This is a genomic window from Gordonia sp. i37, assembly GCF_002043085.1.
In the GTDB taxonomy this organism is placed as follows: domain Bacteria; phylum Actinomycetota; class Actinomycetes; order Mycobacteriales; family Mycobacteriaceae; genus Gordonia; species Gordonia polyisoprenivorans.
Map to the genome: position 1 here is coordinate 1 of NZ_MVPX01000433.1, position 8,100 is coordinate 8,100.

Annotated in this window: 9 protein-coding genes, 2 pseudogenes and 1 riboswitch; of the genes and pseudogenes, 6 read left to right on the plus strand and 5 right to left on the minus strand. The window is 65.9% G+C overall.

Annotated elements, in window-relative coordinates:
- Positions 1-168: SHOCT domain-containing protein (locus tag B1964_RS21490; RefSeq protein ID WP_139765824.1), on the plus strand; the 168-nt coding region annotated here is incomplete at its 5' end.
- Between the two features lie 88 nt (positions 169-256).
- Here B1964_RS21490 and B1964_RS21495 read toward each other — a convergent pair.
- A complete protein-coding gene (locus B1964_RS21495) occupies positions 257-1,054 on the minus strand; it encodes an HAD-IIA family hydrolase (protein ID WP_014358821.1) in 798 nt (265 codons plus the stop codon).
- Between the two features lie 73 nt (positions 1,055-1,127).
- Between B1964_RS21495 and B1964_RS21500 the strand changes: the two genes are divergently transcribed.
- Entirely contained in the window at positions 1,128-1,487 is a 360-nt protein-coding gene (locus B1964_RS21500; RefSeq protein ID WP_006372403.1) for a VOC family protein, read from the plus strand.
- Positions 1,488-1,533: 46 nt separating this feature from the next.
- Here the strand turns inward: B1964_RS21500 and thiD are convergent, their stop codons facing one another.
- Both thiD and thiC read right to left on the minus strand, forming a co-directional pair.
- Positions 1,534-2,406, minus strand: a complete 873-nt coding sequence (thiD, locus tag B1964_RS21505; RefSeq protein ID WP_079931217.1) for a bifunctional hydroxymethylpyrimidine kinase/phosphomethylpyrimidine kinase — start codon at positions 2,404-2,406, stop codon at positions 1,534-1,536.
- A complete protein-coding gene (gene thiC, locus B1964_RS21510; protein WP_079931219.1) occupies positions 2,403-4,079 on the minus strand; it encodes a phosphomethylpyrimidine synthase ThiC in 1,677 nt (558 codons plus the stop codon). The genes thiD and thiC overlap by 4 nt, the downstream gene beginning before the upstream one ends.
- Positions 4,070-4,183, minus strand: a riboswitch (TPP riboswitch). Its footprint overlaps the gene before it by 10 nt.
- Before the next feature lie 250 nt (positions 4,184-4,433).
- Between thiC and B1964_RS21515 the strand changes: the two genes are divergently transcribed.
- Positions 4,434-4,781, plus strand: coding sequence for a GNAT family N-acetyltransferase (locus B1964_RS21515; RefSeq protein ID WP_026920356.1), 348 nt, complete (start codon positions 4,434-4,436; stop codon positions 4,779-4,781).
- A 76-nt stretch (positions 4,782-4,857) separates the two neighbouring features.
- Here the strand turns inward: B1964_RS21515 and B1964_RS21520 are convergent.
- Positions 4,858-5,655: pseudogene (locus B1964_RS21520) on the minus strand (integrase core domain-containing protein).
- 90 nt (positions 5,656-5,745) lie between these two features.
- The gene (locus B1964_RS21525) at positions 5,746-6,159 is read right to left on the minus strand and encodes a hypothetical protein (protein WP_006372409.1); all 414 of its coding nucleotides are present in this window, start codon (positions 6,157-6,159) and stop codon (positions 5,746-5,748) included.
- A 129-nt stretch (positions 6,160-6,288) separates the two neighbouring features.
- Here B1964_RS21525 and B1964_RS21530 point away from each other — a divergent pair, with 129 nt between their 5' ends.
- The 3 genes and pseudogenes from B1964_RS21530 to B1964_RS21540 all read left to right on the plus strand — a co-directional run.
- On the plus strand, positions 6,289-6,642 hold the full coding sequence (locus B1964_RS21530) for a MarR family transcriptional regulator (protein ID WP_079931218.1): 354 nt from the start codon (positions 6,289-6,291) through the stop codon (positions 6,640-6,642).
- Between the two features lie 123 nt (positions 6,643-6,765).
- The gene (locus B1964_RS21535) at positions 6,766-7,527 is read left to right on the plus strand and encodes a siderophore-interacting protein (RefSeq protein ID WP_006372411.1); all 762 of its coding nucleotides are present in this window, start codon (positions 6,766-6,768) and stop codon (positions 7,525-7,527) included.
- A 167-nt stretch (positions 7,528-7,694) separates the two neighbouring features.
- Positions 7,695-8,100 (plus strand): annotated as a pseudogene (locus tag B1964_RS21540) (hypothetical protein); the annotation flags it as partial.

The following is an 8,100-nucleotide window of genomic DNA, read 5'->3' on the forward strand; positions in this document are numbered from 1 at the left end:
GCCCAGAAAGCCGCAGTCGAATACAAGAAGGAATCCGACGATTACATCAAGACCGTCGCGGGAACTTCTCCGGCACAACAGATCGCCGATGCGAAATCGCTTCTCGATTCCGGTGCGATCAACAATGAAGAATTCGAGCACCTGAAGGCGAAGGCTCTCGCGCACTGAGCCCGATCACCACAGACGACCGCCCGCTTCGAATCATCGACACGGGCGGTCGTTCTCGTGATCAGGGTCGGCGGTGGATCGGTGTGCGCTACAGGCTCTCCGGTTCGGAGACGAACGGATGGTCGGTGTGCCCGACGAGGTCGGCGACCGAGGCGATGACGCGTGTGGGACGGTACGGGTAGAGCTCCACCGACTCCGGCGTCGAGATGCCCGAGAGCACCAGGATCGTCTGCAGACCCGCCTCGAGACCGGAGATGACGTCGGTGTCCATCCGGTCACCGATCATCAGGGTGTTCTCCGAGTGGGCACCCATCCTCCGCAACGCCGAGCGCATCATCAGCGGATTCGGCTTGCCCACGTAATACGGGTCGCGGTTGGTGGCCCGGGTGATGAGTGCGGCGACCGCACCGGTCGCCGGCAACGAGCCCTGGGTGGACGGTCCGGTCGCGTCCGGGTTGGTCGCGATGAACCGGGCGCCGCGCTCGACGAGCCGGATCGCGGTGGTGATCGCCTCGAACGAATAGGTCCGCGTCTCGCCGAGGACCACATAGTCGGGGTCGACATCGGTGATGACATAGCCGATTTCGTGCAGGGCGGTGGTCAGCCCGGATTCACCGACCACATACGCCGAGCCGTTCGGCCGTTGGGTGTCGAGGAAGCGGGCCGTCGCCAGTGCCGAGGTCCAGATGGCATCCTCGGGGATGTCGAGGCCGGTTCGCAGCAGGCGCGCACGCAGGTCGCGTGGCGTCCGGATCGAGTTGTTGGTGAGCACGGTGAACGGAATCCCGTTGTCGCGTAACTCCGCAATCAATGCGTCGGCGCCGGGGATCAGGTGCTCCTCGCGGATGAGCACGCCGTCCATGTCCATGAGGTAGTTCCAACTCATGGTGCCAACGCTACGGGGTGGCGACCTGCCGTGGCGACCCGTTCCCTCGAGTGGTCCACCTATGATGAGCAGCATGGAGCTCTCGCGCGCGGTACCCATCCTGACGGTCGACGATCTCGATGCCGCGGTGCGGACCTACCGCACCGTTCTCGGGCTCGACGTGCTGATGAACCTCGGGTGGATCGCCACGCTGGGCACTGCCGGGACCGCCGGTGGCGGCACCGCCCAGTTCAGCGTGATGACCCGTGATGCCACCGCGCCGGTGAATCCGGTTGCCTCACTGGAGGTTTCCGACGTCGACCGGGCTTACGCGGACGCAGTCGCCGAAGGTGTCGAGATCGTGCATCCGCTGACCGACGAGGAGTGGGGCGTGCGCCGTTTCTTCTTCGCCGACGCCGGTGGCAATGTCGTCAACGTGCTGTCGCACGCTTGATCACCGCGCTGGTGCGCGCCATGGTCACCGCGCTGGCGCGCCATGATCACCGCGCTGGCGCTTCCGGGGTGATCTCCACCCGCCAGAGCGGGTTCACCGGACCGTGGCCGGCGCCGAGGGGGTAGGCGGCCTCGAGTCCGCGCGTCACCCAGCGCTTGGCGAAGGCCACCGCCTCGGGCACCGAACAGCCGTGGGCGAGCGCCGATGCGGTGGCCGCGGCCAATGTGTCACCGGCTCCGTGGTCGTGGCCGGTGTCGACGCGCGCGTGCGTGAACTCGTGGAACTCCGCGCCGTCGAACAGCAGATCGGGGCTCTGATCGCTCGACCGGAGATGGCCACCCTTCACCAGGGCCCACTGCGGCCCCAGATCGTGCAGTGCCCGCGCGGCATCGCGCTGGGTCGACTCGTCGACCACCTCGATACCGGTGATCAGCCGCACCTCGTCGAGATTCGGGGTGACGACGGTGGCCAGCGGAAAGAGCGTGGTGCGCAACGTGTCCAGGGCTTCGGTGGCCAGCAGCGGATCGCCGTGCATCGACGCACACACCGGGTCGAGGACGAACGGGATGCCGGCGTCGCGGCCGATGCCGGCATCGGCGCACGCCTGCGCGACGGCGGCGATGATCGGTGCCGAGGCGAGCATCCCGGACTTGGCCGCGCCCACGCCGATGTCGGAGACCACCGAATCGATCTGCGCGGCCACCACATCCGGTCTGATTTCCTGAAAACCGCTGACGCCCAGTGAGTTCTGCACGGTCACCGCGGTCACGGCGACGCATCCGTGCAGCCCCAACAGGGCAAAGGTGCGCAGATCGGCCTGGATGCCCGCACCACCACCGGAATCCGACCCGGCGATCGTCAGCACCCGCACGGGTGTCGATCCCGGTGCGGCGGTGGGCAACAGGGGTACGTCGGTCACGTAGAACTCCCGGCGTCGATCGGCAGGTAGATCCGGCCACCCGCATCGGTGAACTCGGCCGACTTGGCGGCCATCTCCTCGGCGATCTTGCGGTCGATGTCCTCGGCGGTCACCAGATTGTTCTCCTCGGCATAGGCGCGGACGTCGGCGGAGATGCGCATCGAGCAGAACTTGGGACCGCACATCGAGCAGAAGTGGGCGGTCTTGGCCGGGTCGGCGGGCAGCGTCTCGTCGTGGTACTCGCGAGCGGTGTCCGGGTCGAGGGCGAGGTTGAACTGGTCGGTCCACCGGAACTCGAAGCGCGCCTTGGACAATGCGTCGTCGCGTTCCTGTGCGCGGGGATGCCCCTTGGCGAGGTCGGCGGAGTGCGCGGCGATCTTGTAGGTGATCACGCCGACCTTGACGTCGTCACGATCGGGCAGCCCCAGATGCTCCTTGGGTGTCACATAACAGAGCATCGCGGTGCCGGCCTGTGCGATCATCGCCGCGCCGATCGCCGAGGTGATGTGGTCGTACGCGGGTGCGATGTCGGTGGCCAGCGGGCCCAGCGTGTAGAACGGTGCCTCGGAACAGAGTTCTTCCTCGAGACGCACGTTCTCGGCGATCTTGTGCATCGGTACGTGGCCCGGACCCTCGATCATCACTTGCACACCATGAGATTTCGCCTTCGTGGTGAGTTCGCCGAGGGTGCGCAACTCGGCGAACTGCGCCTCGTCGTTGGCGTCGGCGATCGACCCGGGCCGTAGACCGTCGCCGAGGGAGAAGGTGATGTCGTAGCGGGCGAAGATCTCGCACAGCTCGTCGAAATGTGTGTAGAGAAACGATTCCTCATGGTGCGCCAGGCACCAGGCGGCCATGATCGACCCGCCGCGCGAGACGATGCCGGTGACCCGGCGTGCGGTCAGCGGGACATAGCGCAGCAGGACCCCGGCGTGCACGGTCATGTAGTCGACGCCCTGCTCGGCCTGCTCGATCACGGTGTCGCGGTAGATCTCCCAGGTCAGCTTGATCGGGTCACCCTTGACCTTCTCGAGTGCCTGGTAGATGGGTACCGTGCCGACCGGTACGGGCGAATTCCGCAGTATCCATTCGCGGGTCATGTGGATGTCGGAGCCGGTGGAGAGATCCATGATGGTGTCGGCGCCCCAGCGGGTGGCCCACACCATCTTCTCGACCTCCTCGGCGATGGAGCTGGTGACTGCCGAATTGCCGATGTTGGCATTGACTTTCACCGCGAATGCCTTGCCGATGATCATCGGTTCGGATTCCGGATGACGATGATTGGCGGGGATCACCGCCCGTCCGGCGGCGACCTCGCGGCGCACCACCTCGACCTCCACGTTCTCGCGCGCAGCGATGAACCGCATCTCCGGTGTCACCAGACCCGCTCGGGCCCAGGCCAATTGGGTGGCAGCGCCGTCGATGGGGGCGGGGCGCTGCCACTGGTCACGAGTCGGGGCGAGGCCGTTGGCGACGTCGATGCTCTCCCGTGGATCGGTGTAGGGCCCCGACGTGTCGTACACGTCGAGATGCTCGCCGTTGGTGAGGTGGATGCGTCGCTGCGGAATCCGTAGTTCGTCGACCTCGAGGTAGTGCTTGGTGCTGCCCTGAATCGGGCCGGTGGTGAGGGTGTCGTTGTCGACGGCCTCGGTGGTGGATACACGTGTGCCCATGAGCGTTCTCCCTACGCCGGCATTACCCGGACAGGTTCGGGCGGTCGGCGACCGCCAGTCGCCCTCTCAGCCCCCGGATCGTGGGAGCCCCCGCGTGGTGAAGTTGTGTGAGCTGTGCGCGACGAAGCGCGCACCCGACACCATACCCGGATTCGCCGGCGCCGGAACCCCCGCCGTGTTGTCACCTTCGTAACCGGGTTGACCTGAGGTTGTTTCATCGCGACGCCTTGCGCCTACGTAACCGTAGGGTATGGTGTGACCCGGATCACAGAGGTGGGTCCGTCGTCGGAGGGGCGCCGACGACTCGAATTTCGTTGTCGTGTCACCGCGACGTGATGAGGGGTTATGAACACCATGAATCGCAAACACCGGCATCGCCCGCCGCAGTCGGCGCAATCGATTCTGCAGCAGATCTCCCAGGTCGTGCACAATCCGGATCGGGAGCGATTCGAGCTCTGGGTTGCGGGCGATCTCGTCGGCGTCCTGGGTTACTCGATCGAGGAGAAGGACGGTCAGCGCACGGTGACCGTGCTGCACACCGTCCTCTACGACGAGTACACCGGCCACGGTCTCGGCACGCGGCTCACCCGCGGGGCCCTGGCATTCATCCGGGATCAGAACGCCCGCGTACGCCCGGTGTGCACATTCACCAAACAGTTCCTCGACGGCCATCCCGGCATCGTGCCGATGGCACCGGTGTGAACTGTGCCGATGGCACCGGTGTGAACTGTGCCGATGGCACCGGTCTGAACTGTGCCGATGGCACCGGTCTGAACTGTTAGCCGTAAGAGGCAAGCACGTTACTTACGCCGGTCGGCAGCAGTGACGCTGGTGGTTCTCCGTCGGCGGCGCTGTGTGGCCGGTGGTAGTTGTAGTGGATGTTCCACACGCCAAGGGCTTCTCGGCGTTGGTCCTCGGAGATCCAGGTACGGGCGTAGAGGAACTCCTCGGAGATGATCCGGTTGTGGCGCTCTACTTTCCCGTTGTGGCGTGGCGTGTAGGGCGTGATCCGCTGATGCCTTCCAGGGCCTCGGTGTAGGCGAGGCCGGGAGTACCCGTCGATGGCGGAGTGCAGGTAGACGTAGCCGCCGCGCTCCGACTTGCCTTTGCGGCGCGCAACCTGTCGGGCGCGGTCGCTGTTCTTGCCGTGGGTGCGCCAGCCTCCGCCGTCGGGGATGCGTCCGACCTTCTTCACGTTCGATGCGGACCATGTGCCCGGGCCGTTTGGCGACGAACTTCTGTGGCTTGCGGCTGTTCTCGCCATCGGGGTCGATGAACCGGCGATGGTTGAGGCCGAGCACCGCGAGGTGGCGGGTCACTGTACGGCGACTGATCGTCAACCCGTCCATCTGGAGCTCGAAGGTGATTCGAGATGCCGACCATTTGTGGACGCGCGGTCGACCGGGCCGAGCTCTCCAAAGCGCCGGTACCGGTTGACCCACTTCGAGGCCGTCGCACGGGAGATCCCCATCTCGGCAGCGACGTGCGCGATCGGCCTGGTGCGAGTCCGTTCAATCAGTCGTCGACGACCTTCAAGTGTCAGCGGGGCGTTGCGATGCGATACGTGACGGTCAATCGGACACCTCAACGGCACCGAACAGAACGAGCCCCGCTCCCGTACCCTCCTGGTGGCCACGGGACGCCCGCGTCAGGTCGTTCATCCGCTTCACGCGCTCAGCAGCTCTTCCGCCTTTCGTCGGATCGCGTCGAGTACCTGGCGAGTCGTCTCTTGCTGGGCCTCGTCGATTCCCTCGACAAGGCCGCGGGTCACTTCAGTTACCGCCGCTCGCGTGGCGGCGAGCTCGTCGGCTCCCCTCGCGGTCAGCACCTCGCCGCCGTCGACCAGTCCTGCGGAGCGAAGCTCGTCGAGCACGACCTCGAGGTCGTCCGGGTTTGCCTTGAGTCCTTCTGCCGTCCGCTCCCGCCAGTTGTTGCCCGGCCTCGCAGCACTCACGGCATTGAGGACAACCCAAGCCGAATAGCCGGGGATCAGGGTTGACGACAAGGCCCGGGCCAGAAGCGCACGCAAGGCGTTCTCGGTAGGTCCGATCACGGTGGGCAAGGGGCGCGCAGATGACATCAGTTCTCCTAAGATGTTGGTGTAACCAATACTGTATTGGTATCACCAACAGGAGGCAACGCCGTGCCGCCAGATCTCACCTCCCTGCCCACTTGGATTTTGAGCTCGGCTGCGACCAGGTCGCACCAAGTGCTTCTGGCACTGCTTGCACAAGAGGGCGTCAACGGGTACGAGTATCGGTGTCTGTCGGCGCTTGCCGTTGCTGACCAGCTGAGCCAGACGGACCTCGGCGCAGCCGCGGCCCTGGACCCCCGAGACGTCACTCACACCGTCCGAGCACTCGAAGACCGCGGCCTGGTCTCCCGTGCCAAAGATCCCAGCCATGGGCGCCGTCAACTGGTGTCGCTTACCAGCGATGGCCAGCGGACGGCCAAACGCTTGGCTGACACCATCGTCGAGGTCCAAGATGCCGTGTTCGGCAACCTGACCCGGAAGGAATGCGCCACGCTCCTTGCCCTTCTCGAGCGCGTCGCTCGGCCCTGAGCAACTCCAGGACGTCAACAACCTCCTGGCCGGCAACAGTTAGCCGTAACGCCCGGGCGCCTCTCTTATTGGTTAGGCTACCCTGACCTCGACACCGACGTTCGAGGAAAGGGGCCGTTTCCCATGGCCGAGACCACACACAAGGCGCCGTCGCGCGGGTGGCAGGGGGCGGTTCTCAAACTGCTGCGTGCCGACGATTACGAGTTCACGGTCACCAGCACCGAGAAGATCACCGAGCACTACATCCGGCTCGGATTCACCGGCGGTGGTGTGCTCACCGATCGGCCCGTCCATCCCACGATGTGGGTGCGGCTGTGGTTCGAATCGAACGGCAAGGCCCATCAGCGTGGCTACACCCTCGCCGACCCGGATCCGGCGACCGACAGTTTCTTCATCGAGTTCGCCGTCCACGACGGTGCGGCACTGCGATGGGCGCTGGCCGCCAAGCCTGGTGACACCATCAGCGCCACCTTCATGGGCTCCAAGTTCGCGATCCCCGAGCCCGCGCCCGCCGGTTGGCTCGTCGCCGGCGACCCGGCGTCGCTTCCTGCGATCAACTCACTCCTCGACGCGCTCAGTGCCGCGTCGGGACCGCAGGTCGGCGCGACGATCTGGTTCGAGTACTCCCACGACGACGACCGTGACCTACCGGTTCGGTTGCGTCCGCAGGATACCATCCACTGGATCGAGCGGGGCGCCGACGGGAGCGCCCTCGTCGAGGCGGTGCGTGCCGCGGCTACCGCGAAACCCGACCATTTCGGTTGGGTGGCACTCGATTCGGTGAACACCCGGGTCGTCGCCGAGGTGTTCCGCACCGGATTCGGGCTCGGCAAGAAGCGTGTCAAGGCGTTGGCGTACTGGCAGGTCGACGCGGCCCCGTCCTGATCATTCGCCGGCCGGGGACAGGCGAGGCCGGACGGATGACTCCATACGGATGAATCCCGCCCATCCCCACAAACCGGGCTTGGGTTTGATGCCGTAGGCAGGTTAGCCTTTCCTGAACAGGGGCTTCGGGGGAGCGAAGCTCCTGCCGCCACGACAGGAGCACGACAGTGACACAGGGGTTCGGGACACAGGGGTTCGGGGCGACACCCGGCTATTCGGGTCAGGCGTACGAGAGCCGCGGTTTCGATGCGCCGTACGGGGACGACCAGCCGACCGAGCAGCACGCAGCCGCGGCCGCAGAGATCGCCCCGGTAGAGCCGGAGGGCCAAGATCCGGAGGGTCAAGATCTGGAAGGCCCAGACGAGGACGTGTCGGGCGGCTCGTCCCTCAACTGGCCCACGGTGCTGGCGTCGGCGGGTGTCGCCGCGGTGATCTCGGCACTGATCGTCACGATCGGGGTGGTCGGGTTGCTCCTGGTCGACAACCGCAACGGACTGCAGAACACGGCCGCGCAGCCGACGGTGGTGAACCTCGGGGGCGCGCAAACCGCGCAGGCACCGGCGGCACCGGGTG